This window comes from Aeromonas enteropelogenes (assembly GCF_020097295.1).
GTDB classification, from domain to species: Bacteria; Pseudomonadota; Gammaproteobacteria; order Enterobacterales; family Aeromonadaceae; genus Aeromonas; species Aeromonas enteropelogenes.
In genome coordinates this window covers 770,655-794,258 of the sequence record NZ_CP083625.1, presented here as the reverse complement: position 1 = coordinate 794,258, position 23,604 = coordinate 770,655, and the positions used below count along the sequence as shown (strand labels likewise).

Annotated in this window: 22 protein-coding genes and 1 pseudogene; 10 read left to right on the top strand and 13 right to left on the bottom strand. The window is 60.8% G+C overall.

Features of this window, described 5'->3' with window-relative positions; all coding sequences use genetic code 11:
- Positions 1-14 precede the first annotated feature (14 nt).
- The 4 genes from LA321_RS03685 to LA321_RS03670 form a co-directional block, all read right to left on the bottom strand.
- Positions 15-515 (bottom strand): metal-dependent hydrolase, encoded by a 501-nt coding sequence (locus LA321_RS03685; protein ID WP_042072662.1) that lies wholly within the window; start codon positions 513-515, stop codon positions 15-17.
- Positions 516-603: 88 nt separating this feature from the next.
- On the bottom strand, positions 604-1,164 hold the full coding sequence (locus LA321_RS03680; RefSeq protein WP_042072661.1) for a cytochrome b/b6 domain-containing protein: 561 nt from the start codon (positions 1,162-1,164) through the stop codon (positions 604-606).
- 46 nt (positions 1,165-1,210) lie between these two features.
- Positions 1,211-1,480: a PepSY domain-containing protein gene (locus LA321_RS03675; protein WP_042072658.1), complete on the bottom strand. Its 270-nt coding sequence runs from the start codon at positions 1,478-1,480 to the stop codon at positions 1,211-1,213.
- A 120-nt stretch (positions 1,481-1,600) separates the two neighbouring features.
- Positions 1,601-2,053 carry a YaiI/YqxD family protein gene (locus LA321_RS03670; protein ID WP_026458268.1) on the bottom strand — a complete coding sequence of 151 codons (453 nt, stop codon included), beginning with the start codon at positions 2,051-2,053 and terminating at the stop codon, positions 1,601-1,603.
- Between the two features lie 118 nt (positions 2,054-2,171).
- Here LA321_RS03670 and zntB point away from each other — a divergent pair, with 118 nt between their 5' ends.
- Both zntB and LA321_RS03660 read left to right on the top strand, forming a co-directional pair.
- A complete protein-coding gene (gene zntB / locus LA321_RS03665; protein WP_042072654.1) occupies positions 2,172-3,137 on the top strand; it encodes a zinc transporter ZntB in 966 nt (321 codons plus the stop codon).
- Positions 3,138-3,146: 9 nt separating this feature from the next.
- Positions 3,147-3,665 (top strand): mechanosensitive ion channel domain-containing protein, encoded by a 519-nt coding sequence (locus LA321_RS03660; protein ID WP_026457682.1) that lies wholly within the window; start codon positions 3,147-3,149, stop codon positions 3,663-3,665.
- Between the two features lie 40 nt (positions 3,666-3,705).
- Here LA321_RS03660 and LA321_RS03655 read toward each other — a convergent pair whose 3' ends face one another.
- From LA321_RS03655 to lpxL, 7 genes are all read right to left on the bottom strand, one after another.
- Complete coding sequence (locus LA321_RS03655) at positions 3,706-3,954, bottom strand: hypothetical protein (RefSeq protein ID WP_042025902.1); 249 nt, start codon at positions 3,952-3,954, stop codon at positions 3,706-3,708.
- Positions 3,955-4,019: 65 nt separating this feature from the next.
- Positions 4,020-4,598: a DNA-J related domain-containing protein gene (locus LA321_RS03650; protein ID WP_042072653.1), complete on the bottom strand. Its 579-nt coding sequence runs from the start codon at positions 4,596-4,598 to the stop codon at positions 4,020-4,022.
- The gene (locus LA321_RS03645) at positions 4,595-6,382 is read right to left on the bottom strand and encodes a cation:proton antiporter (protein WP_042072651.1); all 1,788 of its coding nucleotides are present in this window, start codon (positions 6,380-6,382) and stop codon (positions 4,595-4,597) included. The genes LA321_RS03650 and LA321_RS03645 overlap by 4 nt, the downstream gene beginning before the upstream one ends.
- Before the next feature lie 171 nt (positions 6,383-6,553).
- Positions 6,554-7,075 carry an MltR family transcriptional regulator gene (locus LA321_RS03640; protein ID WP_042072650.1) on the bottom strand — a complete coding sequence of 174 codons (522 nt, stop codon included), beginning with the start codon at positions 7,073-7,075 and terminating at the stop codon, positions 6,554-6,556.
- A 116-nt stretch (positions 7,076-7,191) separates the two neighbouring features.
- Positions 7,192-8,340 carry a mannitol-1-phosphate 5-dehydrogenase gene (locus tag LA321_RS03635; protein WP_042025898.1) on the bottom strand — a complete coding sequence of 383 codons (1,149 nt, stop codon included), beginning with the start codon at positions 8,338-8,340 and terminating at the stop codon, positions 7,192-7,194.
- A gap of 37 nt (positions 8,341-8,377) precedes the next feature.
- Positions 8,378-10,306, bottom strand: a complete 1,929-nt coding sequence (locus LA321_RS03630; RefSeq protein WP_042072648.1) for a PTS mannitol transporter subunit IICBA — start codon at positions 10,304-10,306, stop codon at positions 8,378-8,380.
- A gap of 642 nt (positions 10,307-10,948) precedes the next feature.
- Entirely contained in the window at positions 10,949-11,872 is a 924-nt protein-coding gene (gene lpxL / locus LA321_RS03625) for an LpxL/LpxP family Kdo(2)-lipid IV(A) lauroyl/palmitoleoyl acyltransferase (RefSeq protein WP_042072647.1), read from the bottom strand.
- Between the two features lie 204 nt (positions 11,873-12,076).
- Between lpxL and hldE the strand changes: the two genes are divergently transcribed.
- The gene (gene hldE, locus LA321_RS03620; protein WP_042072646.1) at positions 12,077-13,504 is read left to right on the top strand and encodes a bifunctional D-glycero-beta-D-manno-heptose-7-phosphate kinase/D-glycero-beta-D-manno-heptose 1-phosphate adenylyltransferase HldE; all 1,428 of its coding nucleotides are present in this window, start codon (positions 12,077-12,079) and stop codon (positions 13,502-13,504) included.
- Positions 13,505-13,604: 100 nt separating this feature from the next.
- Here hldE and tolC read toward each other — a convergent pair whose 3' ends face one another.
- Positions 13,605-14,927: an outer membrane channel protein TolC gene (gene tolC, locus LA321_RS03615; protein ID WP_026456748.1), complete on the bottom strand. Its 1,323-nt coding sequence runs from the start codon at positions 14,925-14,927 to the stop codon at positions 13,605-13,607.
- Positions 14,928-15,236: 309 nt separating this feature from the next.
- Here tolC and nudF point away from each other — a divergent pair, with 309 nt between their 5' ends.
- From nudF to parC, 7 genes and pseudogenes are all read left to right on the top strand, one after another.
- On the top strand, positions 15,237-16,160 hold the full coding sequence (gene nudF / locus LA321_RS20255; RefSeq protein WP_167335338.1) for an ADP-ribose diphosphatase: 924 nt from the start codon (positions 15,237-15,239) through the stop codon (positions 16,158-16,160).
- Positions 16,161-16,170: 10 nt separating this feature from the next.
- Positions 16,171-16,758 carry a YqiA/YcfP family alpha/beta fold hydrolase gene (locus LA321_RS03600; protein ID WP_042072644.1) on the top strand — a complete coding sequence of 196 codons (588 nt, stop codon included), beginning with the start codon at positions 16,171-16,173 and terminating at the stop codon, positions 16,756-16,758.
- Between the two features lie 2 nt (positions 16,759-16,760).
- On the top strand, positions 16,761-17,384 hold the full coding sequence (locus LA321_RS03595; RefSeq protein WP_042072643.1) for an NUDIX hydrolase: 624 nt from the start codon (positions 16,761-16,763) through the stop codon (positions 17,382-17,384).
- Between the two features lie 36 nt (positions 17,385-17,420).
- A pseudogene (locus LA321_RS03590) lies at positions 17,421-17,534 on the top strand (GFA family protein); the annotation flags it as partial.
- A gap of 114 nt (positions 17,535-17,648) precedes the next feature.
- Positions 17,649-19,535: a DNA topoisomerase IV subunit B gene (gene parE / locus LA321_RS03585; protein WP_042072642.1), complete on the top strand. Its 1,887-nt coding sequence runs from the start codon at positions 17,649-17,651 to the stop codon at positions 19,533-19,535.
- A 20-nt stretch (positions 19,536-19,555) separates the two neighbouring features.
- Positions 19,556-19,867, top strand: coding sequence for an antibiotic biosynthesis monooxygenase family protein (locus tag LA321_RS03580; protein WP_042072641.1), 312 nt, complete (start codon positions 19,556-19,558; stop codon positions 19,865-19,867).
- A gap of 63 nt (positions 19,868-19,930) precedes the next feature.
- Positions 19,931-22,222, top strand: a complete 2,292-nt coding sequence (gene parC / locus LA321_RS03575; protein WP_042072640.1) for a DNA topoisomerase IV subunit A — start codon at positions 19,931-19,933, stop codon at positions 22,220-22,222.
- A gap of 97 nt (positions 22,223-22,319) precedes the next feature.
- Here the strand turns inward: parC and LA321_RS03570 are convergent, their stop codons facing one another.
- Positions 22,320-23,438: an HNH endonuclease gene (locus LA321_RS03570; RefSeq protein WP_082043444.1), complete on the bottom strand. Its 1,119-nt coding sequence runs from the start codon at positions 23,436-23,438 to the stop codon at positions 22,320-22,322.
- Positions 23,439-23,604: the final 166 nt, after the last annotated feature.

The window sequence follows — 23,604 nt, the reverse complement described above, 5'->3', positions numbered from 1 at the left end:
GGCCGGGGGCTTTTTCATAGGCGCCAGCCGCACCACCAACCCGCCACCAGCAGGGTGAGGGTGCAAAAACCGGTCTCGAGGGCGCCGCCACTTTTAAGGGGCCAGCCCGGCAACCGGTAGCGCCGCTTGCCGGGCCACAGCAGCGGAATACCGGCCGGGGTGAGCCAGTCCCCCAGCAGATGGCTGAGATAGCCGACGATCAGGGAATCCTTGACACCGACCGGCAGGGTATCGGGGGGAAGGCTCTGGTTCAGCCCCCAGATGGCCACAGCCACCGCCAGCAGGCTGTGGGTGAAGCCGCGATGACCGAACAGCCGGGATAGCGGCTTCGAGATCCAGGGCAGCCGCTGTCCCAGCACAGATTTGGGGTGATCGAGATCCGGCAGCAGGGCGCTGGCCAGTGCCGCGGGAATGGCGTGCCACAAGCTGGCATCGGCCAGGGCCGGGGTGAGCTGGAATTTGTGGGCGAGCAGGGTGCAGGTAACGGAAAACAGCAGGTGCCCTTGGGCGGTCATGGTTGTCACGGTGTGGAGAAACGGCGGCGCATCTTACCAGTGTCCCCGGGGATTGCAGCAAAAAACCGGGGCCGGCAGGCCGGCCCGGTCACTCGTTGCGCGGATCTTCCACCTGGACGTGAAGGGGCACCCGTTTTTTGCCGAGCACCATGGCCCGCAGCAGATCGCTGCGGGTGAGGCGATCGGTCAGGATCACCACGGCAGCATGGACGCCCACCGCCGCCATCAGGGTGTTGGCGATGACGCCGTGCAGCTCCTCCAGCCAATCCTCGCCCCAGAAAGCATCCCAGGTAGTGAGCCAGCCGGTGACGATAGTGCCGAGCAGCGACAGCAACAGCAGCCAGATCATCAGGGCGCCGACCGGGTTGTGCCCGAGGTAATAGGGATGGCGTCCCTGCAGCAGCTGGCGCAGATAGGCGCGCACCCTGGCCGGGGTGGGCCACCACTGGCCGAAGCGGGCATAGTAGGAGCCGAACAGCCCCCACAACAGCCGGATCAGCAGCAGGGCACCCAGGGTATAGCCGACATATCTGTGGTTCCGGCTGCCCTCTTCCAGCACGAAGAAGTTGAGCAGACAGAGGGTGACCGTCAGCCAGTGAAATACCCGGATGACGGGGTCCCAGACCCGGGTTTCAGTCCAGTTGGTCATGGCAAGGCTCCATAGAGAGGGTCGCGAGGGGTGGCCCGTCGGGACGTCAGTTGTCGATCTCTTCTTTCACCTTCTTGAGATCGGTCGGGTCGAAGTAGATCTCGACCCTGCGCTTCTCCTTGTCCCAACCGTAGATCTCGTAGCAGTTGGTGTCGGTGACCTTGAACTTCTTGATCTCGTAACCCATCGCCTTGATCTGCTGCTGGGCATCGGCCTCGCTCAGCCAGCTGGCCTTGTCGGTCTGGGTACATTGGGGTTCGGCCAGGGCGGTGGCACTGAACAGGGGGATCAGCAACAACAGGGGGGAGAATTTCATCACGGGCTCCTTGTGGATGTCAGTCAAACATCCACAAGGCTAGTTCGTGAGGCTTAAGAAAGAATTAAGCGCGAAACGGGCGGAGGGCTTTTTTGCAGGCAGCGGGGTAGAGTGCCAGGGTCACCCCAGCTTGCCGCGGATCAGCCACTTGTCGAGGGCGTTGGCGAAACGCTGCTTGTCGGCGGCGTTGAGGGGGGCCGGGCCGCCGGTCTGGACCCCGGCCGAGCGCAGCTCCTCCATGAAGTTGCGCATGCCGAGCCGCGCCTTGATGGTCTCGCGGGTGTAGATCTCGCCGCGGGGATTGAGCGCCTCGCCGCCGGCTTCGATCACCCAGGAGGCGAGGGGGATGTCCCCCGTTATCACCAGATCGCCGGGTTGGACTTGCTGGGCGATGACATGATCCGCCACGTCGAATCCCTTCTCCACCTGCTGGGTCTTGATAAAGGGTGAGGGAGGCACCCGCAGCCCCTGATTGGCTACCAGGGTGGTCACCACCTGGGCGCGGTGAGCGGCGCGGTAGAGGATCTCCTTGATGGGAATGGGGCAGGCATCGGCATCAACCCAGATCGGCATGGCGTGGTTTCCTGTGGTCAAAAAAACGCGAGCGGGCATGGTATCACAGGGGCGGGCTGAGTCGGGGCAGCCTTTGGTGTAAGCTGGGCCCCAGCGATTGAATCAGTGAGGAGAAGAGATGGATCGGGTGCCCAGTGATGTGATTTATGCCCTGACCCTGGATGGCAAGGGGGGCATGACCCCGCTTGCGGCGGGCAGCGAGGTGCCGGCGGAGGAACCCGGCTGGCTGCATCTGGATTACGGCAATCCGGAGGCGGCACGCTGGCTGTTGCAGACCCCGCTGCTGAGCGATGCGGCGCGCGAATCCCTGCTCGGCCAGAGCAACCGCCCCAAGCTGGTGCGGATGGGGGAGACGGTGCTGCTGATCCTGCGCGGCATCAATCACAACAAGGATCACAGGCCCGAGGAGATGGTGGCCCTGCGCATCTTCATCACCCCGGATCTCATCATCAGCAGTCGCCGTCGGCCGCTGCTGTCGGAGCAGGATGTGTTCAACCAGCTCAAGCTGGGGGGCGGCGCCGACACCCCGGCCGACTGGCTGGTGGAGGTGTGTGATGCCCTGACCGACCGGGCAGGGGAGTTTGTCGAGGAGCTGCACGACCAGATCCTCGATCTGGAGGAGCAGGTGTTGACCCGGGATCTGCCCGCCAACGGCCGGTTGGCGCTGATCCGCAAGCAGCTCATCATGATCCGCCGCTACCTCTCGCCCCAGCGGGATCTGGTGGCGCGCCTGGCCAACGAGAAGATCAGCTGGCTGGACGAGGACGACAGGCGCCGCCTGCTCGACATCGCCGATCGGTTGCGGCGCTGGCTTGACGATCTGGATGCCGGGGTGGCGCGTACCGCTGTGCTGGCGGACGAGATCAACAACCTGATGGCGGAGGCGACCAACCGTCGCGCCTACCAGATGTCGGTGATGGCGCTGCTGTTTTTGCCCGCGAGCTTTCTGACCGGCCTGTTCGGCATCAACCTGGGGGGGATCCCGGGGGCTGACAGCCCGACCGCCTTCTGGATTTTCTGCGGTTCCCTGACCGCGCTGGCCGTCGGGCTGGCGGTCTGGCTCAAGCACAAACGCTGGTGGTGAGCCATGAACCTGACCATGTGGCAATCCATCGGCCTCACCCTGCTGCTGTTGCTGGCCCATGCCCTGCTGCGGCGGATCATTCGCAAGAGTCTGCTGGCGCTGGCCCAGACCAAGCAGGTAAGCGAGAACCGGGTCATCTACGTGGCCCATGTGTTCCACTTCCTGCAAGGGTGCGCCACCTTGCTGATCCTGGCCGGCGTGTGGGGGCTCGACTTCTCCCGGCTGGTGGTACTGGCCTCCTCCTTCTTCGCCGTGCTGGGGGTGGCCATGGTGGCCCAATGGTCGATCCTCTCCAATATCACCGCCAGCATCACCATCTTCTTCGCTTTCCCCTACCGGATTGGCGACCGGATCCGCATCCTCGACAAGGATGATTCCGTCACCGGCGTCATCACCGAGATAGGTCTCTTCTATGTGCGGGTGCGCGATGACAACGGCGATCTGGTCACCTATCCCGCCAACCTGATCCTGCAAAAACCGGTCAGGCGACTGGAGGGCAAGGAGCCGGAACCGCTGCAACCGGAATGAAAAAAGGCTCCTTTGGGAGCCTTTTTCTGGTTGGGGGCGCTCAGCGCTCGAAGAAGCGGTAGAGGTGTTCTACCTGCACCGGGCAGTCCGCCACCAGGTGGACATGCTCGCGGGCCTGTTCGACCGTGCCGAAGCTGATGGGGCAACCCAGGGTGTCAGTCAGCTCGAACAGAGAGCCATCCTTGCCGCGAAACTCGATGATCCAGCCGGGAATGGCAATGTCGTGCAGGATCTCGGCCTCTTGCAGGGTCTGTTGCTGATAGAGCTTGCGAAGTTCACTGACGGTCATGATGCGCTCCTGTGGAGGAATATCCCTCTTCAGTTTATGTCCGGCACCAAAGAGCCGCAAAGGGCTCACCCTCGCAGGCACTCCCAGGCCCAGCGGATGCGCATGAAGGCCTCTGCATCCCCGCCCCGATCCGGGTGATGACGCAGTGCCAGTACCCGCCAGCGCTGGCGGATGGTCTCCCGGGTCGCATCGGCCGCAAGCCCGAACAGGGCCAGCGCTTCCCGCCGGTTCTCCTCGCCATCCAAGCCCTGCCAGAAGCGGTTGAGCAGTGCCTCTACCTCCTCCCGGTCGGTCTGCCAGAACACCTGCCAGTCGCAGTAGTAGTCGCGAAGAGAGTGGTTGTGCGCCATTGCCTTTTCATCCGTCGACTTGCCAGCACGAGCCTCCAGCCGGATATCCAGGGTGCTGATCACCAGCCACCATCCCTCCTCATAAAGCTCCTCCTGCAGCTGGTAGAGGGCGTTCATGATGAGGAAGTTGACCCGAAACAGCTGCAGTTGCTCATCCTCGGCCAGGGTGGGGATGGCCCCCTGCCGGCGCAGTTCGGCCAGCAACTCGTGCACCTTGTAGCTGCCGCTCGCCTGTTGCAACAGTGCCAGCAGGGGAGCGAGCAGCGGGTTGCCTGGAGGCGTGCCGGTGCTCACGGCAAGACGGCCTCTTTTGGCGGTTGCAGGGCGATCAGCAACTCACCGGCATCCGGACTGACCGGTCCCGTCACTATCTGGGGCGCCCCCTTGGCATCCAGCACGAATAGCGGGATGGCGCCCGGGTTGGCCTCCTGATATTGCGCCCAGTCGAACGCCTCGCTCAGGCGGGTCCCCTTGATCTGGCCGCCGCGGCTCAGCAGGCTGCTCAGGCGGGCGTAGGTCACCTCGGGCCCGAACAGGTTCTGGCGGGCGCGGAAGGTGGCGCTCTCCCGGTTCGCCTTGCCGTGCTGTTCGCTGGAGCGCAGGGAGTAGACCCTCTCCTCCCCGTAGAGGTGGGCAAAATGCAGTACCCCGAGGGCGTTGTTGTGGCGGTTGGGGGAGAGGGCCAGCACGTTGCTGATGCTGGTGAGGGGCAGATGCAGCTCGGCATGTTCCGACTGGGGATTGCCGAAGTAGCAGGGCAGGTTGCTCATGCGCGCCTGGCGGCAGAACTCCCAGGCCGGGTCGCAGAGCTGAACCGGCACCCCCTGATCCGCCAGCGCCTTGCCGATGGCCCGCGCCACCGAGTTGGCACCTATGATGAGCAGGGTGTTGGGGGCGCTCTGGCGCATCTGGAGCAGCTCCGCCAGCGGTGCCGAGGTGAGGCTCTGCAGCACCACGGTGGAGATGATCACCGCAAACACCAGGGGCACCAGCTTGTCCGCATCCGGGATACCGGCTTCATGCAGGCTGATGGCAAAGGAGGCGCTGACCGCCGCCGCCACTATGCCGCGCGGTGCTATCCAGCCGAGTAGAGCCCGCGCGCGCCAGGAGAGATCCGAGCCCCAGGTCGAGACCAGGATGCAGAGCGGGCGGGCGATGAATTGCACCACGCACAGCAGCGCCAGCACCATGGGGCCGAGCTGCCAGAGCTGGGCCAGATCGAGGCGGGCCGCCAGCAGGATGAACAGGCTGGAGATGAGGATGACGGCGAGGTCCTCCTTGAAGGCCAGCACTTCTTCCAGATCCAGCCCCTCCTGATTGGCGAGCCAGATGCCGAACACGGTCACCGCCAGCAGGCCGGATTCGTGGCTGAGCCAGTCGGAGAAGGTGAAGGTGATCAGCACCAGCGCCAGCACACCGAACTTGTGCAAGGTGACCGGCAGCCAGTCCTTGCGCATGAGCAGGGTGGTGAACCAGCCTGCCGCCACGCCGGTCAGGGTGCCTATGCCCACCGTCTTGGCCAGGGCCAGCAGGGTGTGGCTGACCAGATCCCCCTGGCTGCCGAGGCGCACCGCCTCGAACACCAGCACCGCAAACAGGGCGCCAATAGGGTCAATGACGATCCCCTCCCAACGCAGGATGCGGTCCACCTCCCGGGTGGGGCGGATCACGTTGAGCATGGGGGCGATCACGGTCGGCCCCGTCACCACCAGCACGGCGCCGAGCACCATGGCGACCCGCCAGTCCAGTCCCAGCAGGAAGTAACCGGCGCTGCCGATGACGGCGAAGCTCACCAGCATGCCGGTGGAGCAGAGGTTGCGTACCACCTTGCCGATCCCCTTGAGCTCCTTCAGGTGCAGGGTCAACGCCCCCTCGAACAAGATGATGGCGACCGACAGCGATACCAGCGGGAATAGCAGATCCCCGAGCAGGGCATCCGGGTCGAGCAGGCCGCTGACCGGCCCCAGCGTGAGGCCGGTCAGCAGCAAAAACAGGATGGCAGGCACCCGCAGCGACCAGGCAAGCCATTGGGCCAGCACGGAGACCAGAGCGATGCCAGCCAGGGAGAGAGCGATCATGAAGACCTCGATTCAGGAGATGGACCTGGAGCTAGTGTAGTGGGGTTCATGGTCGGATTGACACCCCGTAGAGTGAGGAACAGCGACGATGGCAGGGAGAAAACGGCAATGGAAGGTGCTGGAAAAAGGGAGGGCGACTCCTTGTCGCCTGACTCGGGCCGCAGGGCCTGATTAAATGGGGCTCTCCTTGTGGAGATCGTTGACGCAGTCTGCGATCGCCAGCACCAGTGCGGAGCGCACCATCTGATCGAGTCGGTTGAGTTGCATCTGGTAGAAGGGCCAATCCGCTTCGTCGGCGGGGGGCTCCTGGGAGAGCATGCTGCCGGAGTTGATGCCGTGCAGGCGCTCGAGCAGATCACGAACCGGTTTGTCGCAGAATCGGTAGTCCTTGGGGTCGCGCACCAGAAAATCGCGGAACTTCAGATAGGCTTCAAGATCTTGATAACGTTCGAGGGAGATGAGGCCGAGGGCGAAGATGAGCTTGAGCCGTACCTCCAACTGACCGAGGGGGCCGCTCTGGTTGAGCAAGGGTTCGATGGCGTATTTGACGGCGTACTCCTCCTGACGAAAGGCTTGTCGCATCAGGGAGTCGACCGCTTCTTCCAGGATGGTGACGGCTTCGAGAAAGAAGCCTCTGGGGCCATCCTGCTCGTTTAGTCGTTCCAGTACTTCATCTTCCTGGTGTGTGGTCATAACTTCATTGGGTCCTGCTGACTTGGGAGAGAGAAGGCCTCTCTCCCGGTTGCTGTCATATGGGGCGTATTGGCCGATCCTTCAATGGCTTGTGATCACAGCGAGCGCCCCTCCGATCACTTCATGCTCTCGTAACGGGCAACGATGGTGCCCACTATCTCACTGTCGGCCTCCAGCCCGGTCACCCGGGCCAGTGCCCTGGCCGGGCCCAGATCCGCCAGCAGGGTCTGCAATTCCACCGCCTGGGGATCATCGGCGTTGCGATAGTGCAGCGCCGCGGCGATCCCTTCCTGCAGGTGATCATTGGGCAGGCCGTACTCCAGGGTGCCGAGCAGTGGCTTCACCAGCCTGTCCCCTGCCGCCAGCTTGCGCAGCGGCTGACGGCCAACCCGGTCGATCTCGTCCACCAGATAGGGGTTGGCAAAACGGGCCAGGATCTTTTCGATATAGGCGGCGTGCAGACGCGGGTCGAAGCCGTAGCGTTTCACCAGCACGGCACCGCTCTCCTCCATGGCGCGGCGCACCTTGCTGCGGATCACCGGATCCTCGATCGCCTCGCGCACGGTGCGATAGCCCCTGAGTTTGCCGAGGTAGGCGGTGACGATGTGGCCGGTGTTGAGGGTGAACAGCTTGCGCTCGACGAAGGCCATCAGATTGTCGGTGGGCTCCATGCCTGCTACCTGGGGCAGCTCGCCCTTGAACTGGGTCTGGTCGACGATCCACTCGCTGAAGCTCTCCACCGTTACCTCCAGTGGATCGTCGTTGGCCGCGGCCGTGGGCGGGACTATGCGATCCACCGCCGAGTCGACGAAACCGACGCAGGATTCGAGGGTGGCATGATACGCGACCGGCAGGTACTTGAGTACCTCCTGCTTGAGGTGGCTGGTACCGCGCACCATGTTCTCGCAGGCGATGATGTTGAGCGGAGTCAGGTTACCGGCATCGAAGCGTGCCTGTAGCCCCTTGGCCAGGGTGCTGGCAATCTTGTCCAGAATGTTGGGGCCGACCGCCGTGGTCACCAGATCGGCGGTGATGAGACGGGCGATCACCTCATGACCGGCGGAGCTGACGGCGGCTACGTTGCGCACCACGTCCAGCTTCTGGTCTGCCCCTACCACGTGGACCCTGTACTCCTGACGGTGGTTGAGCTGGTCGATCAGGGTCTCGTTGACGTCGGCGAAGGTGACCTGGTGGCTGGCATCCGCCAGCAGTTTGCCGATGAAGCCACGACCGATATTGCCTGCACCAAAATGTAAAGTTTTCATGATGTTAACCTCTATAACCAAAGACGATGAAGGATGATTAGGCGGCCTGTTCGGCACCCAGCAGATCCAGGAAAGCCTGGGGATCCGTGGTGCTGGCCAACTGGTCGATGAGACCGGGTTCATCCAGTGCATTGGTCAGGCGGGTTATCACCTGAATGTGTTCGTCGTTGCGGGCGGCGATGCCGATCACCAGGCGTGCCACTTCGTCTGCCGCCTCGCCAAACGGAACGCCGGCCGGATACTGGCAGATGACGATGCCGGTACGCTTGACGTGCTCCTTGGCGGCGATGGTGCCGTGGGGCACGGCGATGGACTCGCCGAGATAGGTGGAGACCAGCTGCTCGCGCTCCAGCATCGCGTTGACGTAGTCCGGTGCCACATAGCCCCGCTCCGCCAGCAGCTTGCCGGCCGCCAGGATGGCCTCTTCCTTGTTGTCGGCCTTGAGGCCCAGATGCACGTCCTGCAGGCTCAGGGTGAAGACTTCCGGCTCCTGCTGCTCATAGTTGTCATCGTTGGCAGCCACCAGCAGCTTGGGGTTGGCCACGTCGTCGTTGGCGGCGCGGGCCTGGGTCAGGCTTTGTACCAGCTCCTGATAGAGCGCGTTGTCGAGGAAGTTGGTGAGCGAGATGTGGTGAGCATTCGGCGCATGGCGGCGGGCCCGCTCGGTCAAATCCTTGTGGGTGATGACCCAGTCCACCTGATCATCGAGCTGATCGATGGCGCGGTTGGTCACGCTGATGTCGAGACCGGCGGCCTGCACCCGCTTGCGCAGCATGCCGGCACCCATGGCGCTGGAGCCCATGCCCGCATCGCAGGCAACCACGATATTGCGTACCGCCATCAGTTCGCCATTGCTCTTCTTGGCGGGGGCGCTTTCCGGTTTGCCGCCTTTCATGGCTTTCATCTTGCGAGTGGCTTCATCCAGCGCATCGGCCTCGTCGGCTTCCGGCTGCTGGGCACGGACAAAGACGGCGGCGACCAGGAAGGAGACGGTAGTAGCGGCGGCGATGGAGAGCAGCACGCCCACCAGGGAAGCCTTGGGTGTCATCAGCAGCACGGCGAAGATGGAGCCCGGAGACGCCGGGGAGACCAGACCCGCGTTGAACAGGGTCAGGGTGAAGACCCCTGTCATGCCACCGGCGATGACGGCCAGAATGAGGCGCGGATTCATCAGTACGTACGGGAAGTAGATCTCGTGGATGCCACCGAAGAAGTGGATGATGGAGGCGCCGGCGGCAGATTGCTTGGCGGCGCCGCGACCGAACACCATGTAGGCCAGCAGCACGCCCATGCCCGGGCCCGGATTCGCTTCGATCAGGAAGAAGATGGAGCGACCCTGCTCGGTGGCCTGCTGGATCCCCAGCGGCGAGAAGATGCCGTGGTTGATGGCGTTGTTGAGGAACAGGATCTTGGCCGGTTCGACGAAGATGGAGGTGAGGGGCAGCAGGTTGTTGTCAACCAGGAAGCCGACACCGCCCGCCAGCATGCCGGAGAGCACCTTGACGAAGGGACCGATCACGAAGAAGGCGAGGATGGCCAGCAACATGCCGATGAGACCGGCGGAGAAGTTGTTGACCAGCATCTCGAAACCGCTCTTGACGCGTCCGTCCATCGCCTTGTCGAAGCGCTTGATGGCCCAGCCGCCGAGGGGGCCAACCATCATGGCACCCATGAACATGGGGATGTCGGTACCGACGATGACCCCCATGGTGGTGATGGCGCCCACCACGCCGCCCCGCTCACCACCCATCAGCTTGCCGCCGGTGTAGCCAATCAGCAGCGGCAGCAGGTAGGTGATCATGGGACCGACCAGCTTGGCCAAGGTTTCGCTCGGCAGCCAGCCAGTGGGGATGAAGAGGGCGGTAATGAACCCCCAGGCGATGAAGGCGCCTATGTTGGGCATGACCATATTGGACAGGAAGCGTCCAAAATTCTGTATCTTGACTTTGGTATCCGGTGATAACATGACGGCACCCCGTTTTAAGCCTGTTTGATTGAAAGTAGTAGTCGGGATGACGGGTTTTGCCGAACCCCCATCCCTAGTCGTCTAAGCAACTTCAATCTACCAGCTTGCGATCAAATTAGGCTGAAAACGGGGTGTCTTGTGATCTATATCTCACATACTCCGGGGTGATACCTCAATCCATAGTGACGCCGGTCACATTAAATTCATGTAATTCGGCTACATTTCGACATTTCCTGTTTTTTACTCCCATTTTTTGTGATCGCTATCACTACTTATCGTTTGCGCAAGATATTGCAATCAGTGATCTGCGTCACAAGTTTAATTTTTGCATTCAAATGAGGCTTGCTGGCGAGTGCGACTATTCGGGGTGGTAGCAATCGATTTCTGGCGATCAGATCCTGATTATCAATGAATCAATAAATTTGTAGCCCACTTTCAGTTTTTGCCCTAAGTAACTAGGTCTCGTTCGTTTACCATCAGGTGTTACTTGCAGAGGGGAAAGGGGGATTTATGTGAGCGTCGTTTTCTCTTGCCAAAGGTCATTTGATGAGGGTGATGAGAGAGGGCATCGAGGTTCGTGGAAGGACCATAAAAAAACCGCCAGCAGGCGGTTTTTTTATGGTCTTTTTATCACAGGGGGCGTTAGTAGAAGCCGGCGTCCTCGGGGGAGGGGCGGGTCTTGAAGCGGCGGTGCAGCCACATGTATTGCTCCGGCGCCTGCCGAACGGCGGCTTCTATCTCCCTGTTGGCGCGGGCGGCATCGGCCAGGTCATCGCCAGTGGGATAATCGGCCAGCGGTGCCCCTATGTGCAGGGTGTAGCCCTCTTTGGTGCGGATGTTGTAGCAGGGCAGGGTGACGGTGTTCTTCACCCGCGCCAGGGTGGCGGTGCCCGTGATGGTGGCGGCCTGTTCGACCGCGAAGTAGGGCACAAACACGCTGGCATGGCTGCCGTAGTCGTGATCCGGCGCGTACCAGAGCGCATCGCCGTTGCGCAGCGCCTTGATCATCCCCTTCACGTCGGTGCGATCCACCAGGTATTTGTTGGAGGCACAGCGGCCATGGTACTGGGCATATTCCAGCACCGGGTTGGTGTTGGGGCGATAGACGCCGACCCCGGGACGTACCAGGCCAAAGCAGCGGGCATTGAGCTCCAGAGTCAGGAAATGACAGGAGAGCAGCAGCATGCCCTGTCCCTGTTCCACGGCGGCGATGACGTGCTCTTCCCCTTCTACCTTCATCAGATTGCGCATCCGCCAGTCCGGCCAGAACCAGGCGATGCCCACTTCGAAGATGGCGCAGCCGACGCTCTCGAAATTCTGCATGAGCAGCTTCTCCCGCTGATCCTTGGTCAGTTCGGGCATCGCCAGCTCCAGATTGCGGCGGGCAATCCTGACCCGCGATTTGAGCACCTTGGCGGCGAGACGACCGAGGTGGCGCCCCAGCCACATCTGGCTGCGCCACGGCAGCAGGGTCAGCAGCCAAAGCAGGGAGAGGCCGAACCAGCTGGCCCAGTAACGGGGATGAAACAGGCGGGGCTCAAGGCGGGGAGCGTTGTCGTGTGCCATGGCTAATCTCTTGTTCGCAAACACAATCGGGAGATTCTATCCGAAAAGGGGGCGAGTGGGCGAATGGCCGTGCGCTGGTCAGAGGGGTCGTTGCGTCCGCTTTACGTGACAAGGGTTGGCAACCGCGTTCGGCTTTTTCTACACCGGCTAAAAGAGTGTGATAAAATCGGCGGCTGATTTTTCAGGTTTTGAGAGTCTATACAGATGAAGATCACCCTGCCCGAGTTTGAAAAAGCCCGCATTCTGGTCGTTGGCGATGTCATGCTTGACCGCTATTGGCATGGCCCCACCGGCCGGATCTCGCCCGAGGCACCGGTGCCCGTGGTCAAGGTTGAGCACATCGAGGAGCGCCCGGGCGGCGCTGCCAACGTGGCCCTCAACTCCGCCGCGCTGGGTGCCCAGGCTGTGCTGCTGGGCCTGACCGGTCAGGATGAGGCGGCCGATGCCCTGGCTGGCCAGATGGCCGGCGTCAAGGTCGCCTGTGACTTCGTGCGTCTGGCCGACTATCCGACCATTACCAAGCTGCGGGTGCTGTCGCGCAACCAGCAGTTGCTGCGCCTCGACTTCGAGGAGGGCTTTCATGCGGTCGATGCGTCCCTGCTGATGGGCAAGGTAGAGCAGGCGCTGCCGAACTCCGACGTGATGATCCTCTCCGACTACGGCAAGGGTGCCCTCAACGACGTGCCCGGCATGATCAAGCGTGCCCGCGCCGCCGGTATCCCGGTGTTGGTCGACCCCAAGGGAACCGACTTCGAGAAGTATCGTGGCGCCACCCTGCTGACCCCCAACATGTCCGAGTTCGAGGCCGTGGTAGGCAAGGTAAAGAGCGAAGACGAGCTGGTCGCCAAAGGCCTGGAACTGGTCAAGCGTTTCGAGCTGGATGCCCTGCTGGTGACTCGCTCCGAAAACGGCATGACCCTGATCCGCGAAGGGCAGTCCGAGCTGCATCTGCCGGCCCAGGCTCACGAGGTCTATGACGTCACCGGTGCCGGCGATACCGTGATCTCCACCCTGGCTACCTCACTGGCGGCAGGCAAGAGCCTGGATGAAGCCTGTGCCCTGGCCAACACGGCTGCCGGCATCGTGGTCGGCAAACTGGGTACCTCCACCGTCAGCCCGGTGGAGCTGGCCAACGCGCTCTACACCGAGCAGGAGACCGGCTTCGGCGTCATGTCCGAGGCCCAACTGAAGGTGGCCGTGCGCGCCGCCCGCCTGCGCGGTGAGAAGGTGGTGATGACCAATGGCTGCTTCGACATCCTGCATGCCGGTCACGTTTCCTATCTGGCCAATGCCGGCAAGCTGGGGGATCGCCTGATCGTGGCGGTCAACACCGACGAGTCGGTACGCCGCCTCAAGGGGCCGGGTCGTCCGGTCAACCCCACCGAGCGTCGCATGGCGGTGCTGGCTGCGCTGGGTGCCGTGGACTGGGTGGTGCCGTTTGGTGAAGACACGCCGCAGCGTCTGATCGCCGAAATCCTGCCAGACCTGCTGGTCAAGGGTGGCGACTACAAGCCGGAAGAGATCGCCGGTTACGCCGAGGTGACTGCCAACGGTGGCGAAGTGCGTGTTCTCAACTTCGAAGACGGCTGCTCCACTACCGACATCATCAAGACCATCCGCGAACGCGGTTAAGGTCGAGCGGGCCCGCTAAGGCTGGCCCGGCTTCCTGACCTGGCAACGGGCAGCAAAAAGGCGACCTTGTGGTCGCCTTTTTCATATCCGGGTCATGCTATCAGGCCTTGGGTTTGGCGCTGGCGGGCATCAGTCCCTGGTTCACTTCCACCAGATCCTGCTCTTCCAGGATGCCGGCCGCCTGTTTCAGGCTCAGGATGTTGAGGATGTAGTTGTAACGGGCGGCAGAAAGTTTCTGCTTGGCGTCGTACAGCTTGCGGGTGGAGTCCAGCACGTCGACGATGGTACGGGTACCGACCTCATAACCGGCTTCGGTCGCCTTCAGGGCGCTGTCGGCGGAGATGACGGACTGGCTGTAGGCACGTACCGAGCCGATGCTGGCGTTTACGTTGTTGTAGGAAGAGCGCACAGTGCTCTGCACCGAGCGGAAGTTCTTCTCCAGCAGCTCGCTTGCGGCCACATAGTTGAACTGTGCCTGTTTAACCTGGGAGCTGGTGGCGCCGCCGCTGTAGATGGGCAGCTTGAAGGTCAGCCCGACATTGGCCTGGTTGCCATTGCTCTCGGGGTTGATCACTTCATCCTTGTAGTCGGTATTGCTGGCGGAGAGACCGGCACCCAGATCCAGAGTCGGTTCGTGGCCGGTCTTGGCCAGATCGATCTGTTCCTTGGCGATGTCTTTCGCGATGCGGGCACTGTGCAGTTGCAGGTTCTTGTCCAGCGCCAGCTCCAGCCACTTGTCGGAGCCGAAAGCGGTCTTCTGCGGGCTGAAGCGTTCGGTGTTGAGCACATCCAGCGAACGATGGTCGATACCGGTCAGTTCGCGCAGAGTCTCGTAGCTGTTGTCCAGCTCGTTCTCGGCGCTGATCTCGTCCGCCAGCGCCTGGTCACGGGAGGCTTCGGCTTCATGCACGTCGGTGATGGCGGTCAGACCCACCTCGAAACGCTGCTGGGTTTGCTCCAGCTGACGCTCTACGGCCACCTTGTTGGCACGCACGAATTCCAGGGTATCCATCGCCTTGAGCACGTTGAAATAGGCCTGGGCGGTACGCAGCATCAGATTCTGGATTTCAAGGTTGTAGGCGACGTCAGACTGGGTGGCACTCTTCTCGGTCAGATCCAGGTTGACCCAGTTGCTGCGACGATAGATGGACTGATCCAGAGAGAGGGAGCCGCTGGCGGTGGTACCGGTCTGGGTATCGTTCTTGTTCTGCAGGTAGTTCAGACCGGCGCCCAGATTGATCTGGGGCAACAGGGCTGCGCGGGATTCATTGATCTTCTCGAAGGCTTGGTCGCGTACTGCCTTGGATTGCAGCAACTGCGGGTCTTTGAGCTGGGCCTGTTGGTAGATGTCGAGCAGGTTCTCGGCATGGGCACCGGCACTGACGCCCAGCAACACCATGACGGACAAGAGTGTTCTTTTCATAGATCGTTTTAACCTTATGTAGTAACCCAAAATGGTTGCTGGAAGAGGGCAAATATTGTCACCGACCAAGCTTGATTGCAGCTTAATCACTCTACTAGTTAGCAAAATTTAATGCCAAGAGTCTCCGGTCCAGTGACGGGAACGTCAAGAACCGAACGCTATTTTCTCCCCCCTGTGCCTAGCCAAATGGTCTGTGGCTGCTAAAATCCACCCCTCATTGACCTTGGTGCAGAGAGTGAATGAATGTTCATTCATGTTCCTCGGATTTTATGGTCAAACAGATTCAAGTCAAGCTGACGGGAGCCTCGTATGTCACAGCATCCCCTGCCGCAGGATCGGCATTATGCCGCCGAAGACGTAAAAATAATTTCAAAATCATCGGGTTATAACGGCTTCTTCAAGGTGAACGTTTATCGTTTGCAGCACAGGTTATTTGCTGGTGGCTGGAATCAACCCATAGTCCGCGAGCTGTTCGAGCGGGGCCACGCCGCCGCGCTGCTCCCTTATGATCCGGTACGCGACCAGATTGTGCTGGTGGAGCAGTTCCGCATCGGCGCCATGGAAACCAGTCGCACCCCCTGGCTGCTGGAGCTGGTGGCCGGCATCATAGATGAAGGGGAGACTGCCGAGGCCGTGGTACGTCGCGAAGCGGTGGAAGAGGCCGGCATCGAAGTGGGTCGCTGCGAGCACGCCATCAGCTATCTGGTGAGTCCGGGTGGCAGCACGGAGCGGATCGAGGTCTATGTGGGCGAGGTGGATGCCAGCAAGGCCGAGGGACTGCACGGTCTGGCGGAAGAGGGGGAAGATATCCGGGTGCACGTGGTGAGCCGCGAGCAGGCCTATGCCTGGCTCAAGGAGGGGCGCATCGACAACGCCGCCTCCGTCATCGCCCTGCACCATCAGGCGGTGCCGGTGGGCTGCGCCTGGCTGGATCAGCACAACCTCAAGAACGCCGACGACCTGTTTGCCGTACTTGCCCGTCACCCGCAGCAGAAGACCATACTGTTTGGCCACGTTCATCAGGAGTTTGACGAGGTGCATCGCGGGGTACGGCTGATTTCCAGCCCCTCCACCTGCATCCAGTTCAAGCCGCTCTCCGATGGTTTCGCGTTGGACGAGTCCGGCCCGGGCTGGCGCTACCTCACCCTCTACCCGGATGGCCGCATCGCCAGCCAGGTGTGGCGTCTGCCGGTCGGCCAGTTTGTGCCCGACCCCAATGCCACCGGTTACTGAGGAGCACAGCATGAAACCCGTCCTCCTCTACCTGCACGGTTTCAACTCCTCGCCGGGTTCCGCCAAGGCGCAACAGATGGCGGCCTGGGTGGCAGAACACAGGCCCGATATCGAGGTGGTGATCCCGGCCCAGCCCAATACTCCGGCGGCGGCCTGGGCGGCCATCGAGCAGACCATCGCGGATCTTGTGGCTCGCCATGGCGCTGCGCTGCGGCTCGGCGCCGTGGGCAGCTCTCTAGGCGGCTTTATGGCGACCAGAGTCAGTGAGTTGTATGGTTGCCGCGCGGCCCTGATCAATCCGGCGGTGCGTCCCCATGAGCTGCTCTGCGACTATCTTGGCCCCCAAACCAATCCTTATACCAACGAGCGCTACGAGCTGTTGCCGGCGCACATGGACGAACTGAGAGCGCTGGCGGTGCCGGTGACCGCCCCCGGGCGGCTCTGGGTGCTGCAACAGCAGGAAGATGAGGTGCTGGACTATCGCAAGGCACTGGAGGAGTACCGCTTCGCTCGTCTGTCGCTGGAGTGCGGCGGCAACCACGCCTTCGTGGCGTTCGAGCGCTACCCCGCCCAAATCGTCCGCTTCCTCGGGCTCTGATCATGCCACCGCCGCTGGCCGCCTTTCTGGAACAGGTACTGGCCACGGCGCAGGCGGGGCTCACCTACTCCAAAGACCCTTTCGATATCGGCCGCTTCGAGGCGCTGAGAGCGGCCACGGCAGCCCTTATCGCCAGCCAGAGCGAGCTGGCCCCCGAGGCCATCGGCGACTGGATCGCCCTCGACACTGGCTATCCCACCCCCAAGCTGGATGTGCGTGCTTTCATCGTGGATGAGGCAAGACGGATCCTGCTGGTGCAGGAGCGCAGCGACGGCGGCTGGACCCTGCCGGGTGGCTGGTGCGATATCGGCGACTCGCCGGCAGCTGCCGTGGTGCGGGAAGTGGTGGAAGAGACCGGCCTCGAGTGCCGGGCGGTGCAACTGCTGGCCCTGTTCGACAAGCTCAAACACCCCCATCCGCCCCAGCTGCCCCACGCTCACAAGGCTTTCTTCCTGTGCGAGGTGACCGGCGGCCAGCTGCTCACCGAAACCGATGAAACCCGGGGGGCGGCTTATTTCCCCATCGAGGCACTGCCCCCACTCTCCCGCCACCGGGTGGTGGAATCCCAGCTGCATACCCTGCACCGGCATGTGCAAGAGGGGCGGAGCGATACCCTGTTTGATTGACATCCGAGAACGTGAACCCGTCTGCAAGGAGGCAAGATGATCAAGCGTATCGGCAATCCCCCCATTCAGGCTAAGCACAAGGCCAGCTGTCATTGTGGGGCCATAGTGCTGGAACTCAGCTTGCCGGACGGCATGGTGATGCCCCGCCGATGAGTCAAAAGCGGGCCGCGCGCCTATTCAGATCAAGCTTTCTGTGCGGGGCGTTTGTCCTGATCCCGCCTAGCAGTTAAGATTCCCTCCAAACGTCAATTCGCAAGGCCCTCCATGTCTACTCAATACAATGCGGATGCCATTGAGGTCCTCAATGGCCTTGAACCGGTGCGTCGTCGCCCCGGCATGTATACCGACACCACCCGGCCCAATCACCTCGGCCAGGAGGTCATCGACAACAGCGTCGACGAGGCGCTGGCGGGGCATGCCCGCAATCTGGAGGTGATCCTCCACGAGGATCAGTCCCTCGAGGTGATCGACGATGGCCGCGGCATGCCGGTCGACATCCACCCGGAGGAAGGAGTGTGCGGGGTGGAGCTGATCCTCTGCAAGCTGCACGCGGGGGGCAAGTTCTCCAACAAGAACTACCAGTTCTCCGGCGGTCTGCACGGGGTGGGGATCTCGGTAGTGAACGCGCTGTCCGATCGGGTCGAGGTGACGGTGCGCCGCGACGGCCAGGTCTATGACATCGCCTTCGAGCGTGGCGACAAGGTGCAGGAGCTGACCATCACAGGCACTTGCGGGCGTCGCAACACCGGCACCCGGGTGCGTTTCTGGCCGCAGGCGAGCTATTTCGACTCCCCCAGGTTCTCGGTCTCCAAGCTCGAACACCTGCTCAAGGCCAAGGCGGTGCTCTGCCCTGGCCTCACCATCAAGTTCCTCGACAAGAACACCGGCATCAAGCTTGAGTGGTGCTACGAAGACGGCCTCAAGGATTACTTGATCGACGCGGTCAAGCAGTTCACCTGCCTGCCGGAGCAGCCCTTCGTCGGCACCTTCAGCACCGATCAGTCGGCGGTGGACTGGGCCCTGTGCTGGCTGCCGGAAGGGGGGGAATGCCTCGCCGAATCCTATGTGAACCTGATCCCCACCGCCCAGGGTGGTACCCACGTCAACGGCCTGCGTCAGGGCCTGCTCGACGCCATGCGCGAGTTTTGCGAGTTCCGCAACCTGTTGCCGCGCGGGGTCAAGCTGACCCCGGAAGATATCTGGGATCGCTGCGCCTACATCCTCTCCATCAAGATGCAGGATCCGCAGTTTGCCGGTCAGACCAAGGAGCGGCTGTCGTCGCGCCAGAGCTCGGCGTTTGTCTCCGGTGTGGTGAAGGATGCCTTCAGCCTTTACTTGAACAGCAACACCGAGCTGGCCGAACAGCTGGCCGAGCTCTGCATCTCCAGCGCCCAGCGCCGGATGCGCGCAGCCAAGACGGTGGTGCGCAAGAAGATCACCCAGGGCCCGGCGCTGCCCGGCAAGCTCACCGATTGCGGCTGCGCCGACCCCATGCAGGGGGAGCTGTTCCTGGTGGAGGGTGACTCCGCGGGCGGCAGCGCCAAGCAGGCGCGGGATCGCGAGTTCCAGGCCATCATGCCCCTGCGCGGCAAGATCCTGAACACCTGGGAGGTGGAGGCCGGTCAGGTGCTTGCCTCGCAGGAGGTGCACGATATTTCGGTGGCCATCGGGCTCGATCCCGACTCCAACGATCTCAGTGGCCTGCGCTATGGCAAGGTGTGCATCCTGGCGGATGCGGACTCCGACGGTCTGCACATCGCCACCCTGCTCTGCGCCCTCTTTGTGAAGCACTTCCGCGCCCTGGTGGAGCAGGGCCACGTCTATGTGGCCATGCCGCCCCTGTATCGTATCGATATCGGCAAGGAGGTGTTCTACGCCCTCGACGAGGACGAGAAGAACGGCGTGCTGCAGCGGGTCGAGGCCGAGAAGAAGAAGGGCAAGGTGATGGTGACCCGATTCAAGGGCCTGGGCGAGATGAACCCCAAGCAACTGCGGGAAACCACCATGGATCCCAACACCCGTCGCCTGGTGCAGCTCACCATGGACGAAGGGGAAGAGACGCTGCAGTTGATGGACATGCTGCTGGCCAAGAAGCGCGCCGGTGATCGTCGCGAATGGCTGGAAGAGAAGGGCAACCTCGCCGAAGTGTGAGAGCCGGACAAGGAGCACAGATGATAGCCAATACCCCGGAACCCCCTTACTACGCGGTGATCTTCACCTCGGAGCGCACCGACGTGGACGAGGGCTACGCCGCCACGGCCGAACGCATGCTGGCACTGGCCCGCACCCAGCCTGGTTTTCTCGGCGTGGAGTCGGCCCGTGACGGAGTGGGCATCACTGTCTCCTACTGGCGCGATCTCGAGTCGATCCGCCACTGGAAGAGCGAGCTCGAGCACCAGGAGGCCCAGCGCCTCGGTCGCGAGCAGTGGTATCGCACCTTCAAGACACGCATTGCAAGGGTGGAGCGCGATTACGGTCTGTAACGCGCCCTTGCCCACGATTTTGGCGGCCACGGCCGCGACCCAAATAACCAAGAGAAGCACCACATGAGTGATCTAGAGCTCAGTCTGGACGGGGTAGAGCGCCAGCCCATGCGCGCCTTTACCGAGCAGGCTTACCTGAACTACTCCATGTACGTCATCATGGACAGGGCCCTGCCCCATATCGGCGACGGCCTCAAGCCCGTGCAGCGGCGCATCATCTATGCCATGAGCGAGCTGGGGCTCTCCGCCCTCTCCAAGCACAAGAAGTCGGCCCGTACCGTGGGTGACGTACTCGGTAAGTACCATCCCCACGGCGACAGCGCCTGTTACGAAGCCATGGTGCTGATGGCCCAGCCTTTCTCCTACCGCTACCCGCTGGTGGATGGTCAGGGCAACTGGGGGGCGCCGGACGATCCCAAATCCTTCGCCGCCATGCGTTATACCGAGGCGCGCCTGTCGCGCTTCTCTGAGCTGCTGCTCTCCGAGCTCGGGCAGGGCACGGTGGAGTGGACGCCGAACTTCGACGGCACCATGAAAGAACCCGTGGTGCTGCCAGCTCGCCTGCCGCACATCCTGCTCAACGGGGTGACCGGCATCGCGGTGGGCATGGCGACCGACATCCCGCCCCACAACGCCCGCGAAGTGGCCCACGCCTGCGTCGAGCTCCTGGACAACCCCACTGCCGGGCTGGATGCCTTGATGGCGCACATCCAGGGGCCGGATTACCCGACCAACGCCGAGATCATCACGCCGCGGGACGACATCCGCAAAATCTACGAGACCGGCAAGGGCTCCATCAAGCAGCGGGCGGTGTGGAGCGAGGAAGATGGTGACATCGTCATCACGGCGCTGCCCCATCAGGCCTCCGGCGCCAAGATCATGGAGCAGATCGCCGCCCAGATGGTGGCCAAAAAGCTGCCCATGGTCACCGACCTTCGGGATGAGTCGGACCATGAGAACCCGACCCGTCTGGTGATCGTGCCGCGCTCCAACCGGGTGGACGTGGAGGGGCTGATGGCCCACCTGTTTGCCACCACGGATCTGGAGAAGAACTACCGGGTCAACCTCAACATCCTGGGGCTGGACAACCGGCCCCAGGTGAAAGACCTCAAGACCATCCTCACCGAGTGGCTGAGCTTCCGCCGTGAGACGGTGCGCCGTCGCCTGCAGTATCGCCTCGACAAGGTGCTGGCTCGCCTGCATATCCTCGAAGGCTTGCTGATCGCCTACCTCAACATCGACGAGGTGATCGAGATCATCCGCACCGAGGAGGAGCCGGGCCGGGTGATGATGGAGCGCTTCAACATCAGCGAGACCCAGGCCGAGGCGATCCTCGAGCTGAAACTGCGCCACCTGGCCAAGCTCGAAGAATTCAAGCTGCGCGCCGAACAAAACGAACTGGCCGAAGAGCGCGACAAGCTGGAACAGATCCTGGGTTCCGAGCGTCGCCTCAACACCCTGCTCAAGAAAGAGCTGCTGGCGGATGCCGAGAAGTACGGCGACGATCGCCGCACTCCGCTGGTGGAGCGCGCCACCGCCGTGGCCCTGACCGAGAAGGAGCTCACCCCGAGCGAGCCGGTCACCGTGATCCTCTCTGACAAGGGATGGGTGCGCGCGGCCAAGGGCCACGACGTGGATGCCGAGGGGCTCTCCTACAAGGCGGGGGATAGCTACCTCACCCACGCCTGCGGTCGCAGTAACCAGCAGGCGGTGTTTCTCTCCACCCTGGGACGTACCTATTCGCTGGAGGCCCACACCCTGCCATCCGCCCGCAGTCAGGGCGAGCCGCTCACCGGCCGCTTTGCGCTGGGGGCTGGCGAAGAGGTGCGTCATCTGGTGATGGGGAACGAAGGCGAGCCCTACCTCATCTGTTCCGACGCCGGTTACGGCTTCGTCTGCAAATACGACGACCTCATTGGCAAGAACAAGAACGGCAAGGCGCTGCTCACCGTACCGGAAGGGGGCATCGTCATGGCGCCCCAGAGGATAGGGGCGCCGGACACGGATCTCTGCATGGCCATCTCCAACGAGGGGCGCATGCTGCTGTTCCCGCTCAATACCCTGCCGGTGCTCGGCAAGGGCAAGGGCAACAAGCTGATCAGCATCCCGTCTGCCCGTGTCAAGGCGCGGGAGGAGTTTGTGGTGATGGCCGCCGTTATCCCGCAAGGCCAGTCGGTGACCCTGTTTGCCGGCAAGCGCAAGCTGACCCTGAAACCCTCCGATCTCGACTACTACCGCGGTGAGCGCGGCCGCCGTGGCGCCAAGCTGCCCCGCGGTTTGCAGCGAGTAGATAGAATAGAGATTGAACCCGTCGCCGGCGCCGAGCCGGTTGCCGGGGAAAATCAGGAAGGGTAATTATTAATAATGAAGGGCGCGAAAGCGCCCTTGTTATTAAATATAAAAATGAAAAAACCGAATTAATGAGCTTTATTAGTTGGCCACAGAGATTGGATTAGTTTTTTCGAATGAATCTGATATAGTAGGGGGTGAGTTTTTGTGCAACTGAATAAGATATTTCATTAATTATATCTGAAGTTAGTATTGTGCCATCAGGGTATTTTGAGCAAATGTCTTTTATGCCAGTTTCAACCAGACTATCTATATGTTTATCTTGTTGTATCTTTTTTGATATAAACGCAGTGCGAAAAAATCGATACTTTATTTTCTCGACATTATCGTCGGTCAATAAATAACCACCGTTCCCAAAGAGCTCTTTGTCAAACAACCATGGTATTTCTACTTCTTCAGTTTTTTCACTGGTTACATCATAATAGTAAGTATGCGATATGTCATCACCTGTATACTCTGTGTTTAGAATAATGACAAAGCAAAGAGCATTGAAATACTCAATATAACAATAAAGGATTTTTTCTCTAGAGCATCCTTGAAGATGAATGATATGAGATACTGACTCCTCCTTCAGTACTGGTTCAATAAGCTTAGATGGATAATTGAATACACAATTTAAGTGCTCCTCACCTTTGATATATGGGACAAGATGAGTAATGAAGTTTTTATCTCCACCAGAAAAAATGTAGTAATTAATAGCAGCTTTACATACAGCTCTAAATACACCATCGCCACCAATACTTGTTGAAACTCTGACTGAGTCATCTAAGTATGTCGTTTGCCACATAGCATCAGCCATGCATTTATCTAAATTTATTTGTGGATATTTTCTTTTTAAACCTGAGAGCACTTGTTTTAATTGCTTTTCATCTTTTGCTTTTATCTCTAATGTTACCGAACTATCATCTTTTGTAATATTTCTCACTGGAGTTTTTAAAGTCGGATATCCACCGGGGAGGATATCATAAATCATCCCTGTGCTTGTCTGTTTTACTGTAATCGTTGGCGCTGGATTTCTATGCCGTTTTACATTAAAGGCATTGGAGAAAAATGACAACTGCTCAGCAAGCTCTGCATCGAATGAATCACCTAAGCTGGAATTACATCCTCTGCATATTAATTTTTTTGATTTTAACCTACCACCACAGGCATTTATAATAATATGTTCTTCTGTGACATTGTCCTCTTTTAATAGAGTGTCGCATATGTAGCAAGTAGGCATATAACTCCTTGTTTCAACGCTATTTAAATTACTTTAAAGCAATAAGCTATCACAAACTATTTGTTCTTTCATGTTGTTGTATCGTTGGTCTGTTCTGCGAAGGTCCGTAGGTCTGATTAGCGCAGCGTAATCAGACGATCGCAAAAACCAGTTGCCGGCATCCTGC

Excerpts from the sequence above, each read along its gene's own strand:
- LA321_RS03685 (WP_042072662.1), bottom strand. The coding sequence starts at position 515 with ATGACCGCCCAAGGGCACCTGCTGTTTTCCGTTACCTGCACCCTGCTC.
- LA321_RS03680 (WP_042072661.1), bottom strand. The coding sequence starts at position 1,164 with ATGACCAACTGGACTGAAACCCGGGTCTGGGACCCCGTCATCCGGGTA.
- LA321_RS03675 (WP_042072658.1), bottom strand. The coding sequence starts at position 1,480 with ATGAAATTCTCCCCCCTGTTGTTGCTGATCCCCCTGTTCAGTGCCACC.
- LA321_RS03670 (WP_026458268.1), bottom strand. The coding sequence starts at position 2,053 with ATGCCGATCTGGGTTGATGCCGATGCCTGCCCCATTCCCATCAAGGAG.
- zntB (WP_042072654.1), top strand. The coding sequence starts at position 2,172 with ATGGATCGGGTGCCCAGTGATGTGATTTATGCCCTGACCCTGGATGGC.
- LA321_RS03655 (WP_042025902.1), bottom strand. The coding sequence starts at position 3,954 with ATGACCGTCAGTGAACTTCGCAAGCTCTATCAGCAACAGACCCTGCAA.
- LA321_RS03645 (WP_042072651.1), bottom strand. The coding sequence starts at position 6,382 with ATGATCGCTCTCTCCCTGGCTGGCATCGCTCTGGTCTCCGTGCTGGCC.
- LA321_RS03640 (WP_042072650.1), bottom strand. The coding sequence starts at position 7,075 with ATGACCACACACCAGGAAGATGAAGTACTGGAACGACTAAACGAGCAG.
- LA321_RS03635 (WP_042025898.1), bottom strand. The coding sequence starts at position 8,340 with ATGAAAACTTTACATTTTGGTGCAGGCAATATCGGTCGTGGCTTCATC.
- LA321_RS03630 (WP_042072648.1), bottom strand. The coding sequence starts at position 10,306 with ATGTTATCACCGGATACCAAAGTCAAGATACAGAATTTTGGACGCTTC.
- lpxL (WP_042072647.1), bottom strand. The coding sequence starts at position 11,872 with ATGGCACACGACAACGCTCCCCGCCTTGAGCCCCGCCTGTTTCATCCC.
- hldE (WP_042072646.1), top strand. The coding sequence starts at position 12,077 with ATGAAGATCACCCTGCCCGAGTTTGAAAAAGCCCGCATTCTGGTCGTT.
- tolC (WP_026456748.1), bottom strand. The coding sequence starts at position 14,927 with ATGAAAAGAACACTCTTGTCCGTCATGGTGTTGCTGGGCGTCAGTGCC.
- nudF (WP_167335338.1), top strand. The coding sequence starts at position 15,237 with ATGTCACAGCATCCCCTGCCGCAGGATCGGCATTATGCCGCCGAAGAC.
- LA321_RS03600 (WP_042072644.1), top strand. The coding sequence starts at position 16,171 with ATGAAACCCGTCCTCCTCTACCTGCACGGTTTCAACTCCTCGCCGGGT.
- LA321_RS03595 (WP_042072643.1), top strand. The coding sequence starts at position 16,761 with ATGCCACCGCCGCTGGCCGCCTTTCTGGAACAGGTACTGGCCACGGCG.
- parE (WP_042072642.1), top strand. The coding sequence starts at position 17,649 with ATGTCTACTCAATACAATGCGGATGCCATTGAGGTCCTCAATGGCCTT.
- LA321_RS03580 (WP_042072641.1), top strand. The coding sequence starts at position 19,556 with ATGATAGCCAATACCCCGGAACCCCCTTACTACGCGGTGATCTTCACC.
- parC (WP_042072640.1), top strand. The coding sequence starts at position 19,931 with ATGAGTGATCTAGAGCTCAGTCTGGACGGGGTAGAGCGCCAGCCCATG.
- LA321_RS03570 (WP_082043444.1), bottom strand. The coding sequence starts at position 23,438 with ATGCCTACTTGCTACATATGCGACACTCTATTAAAAGAGGACAATGTC.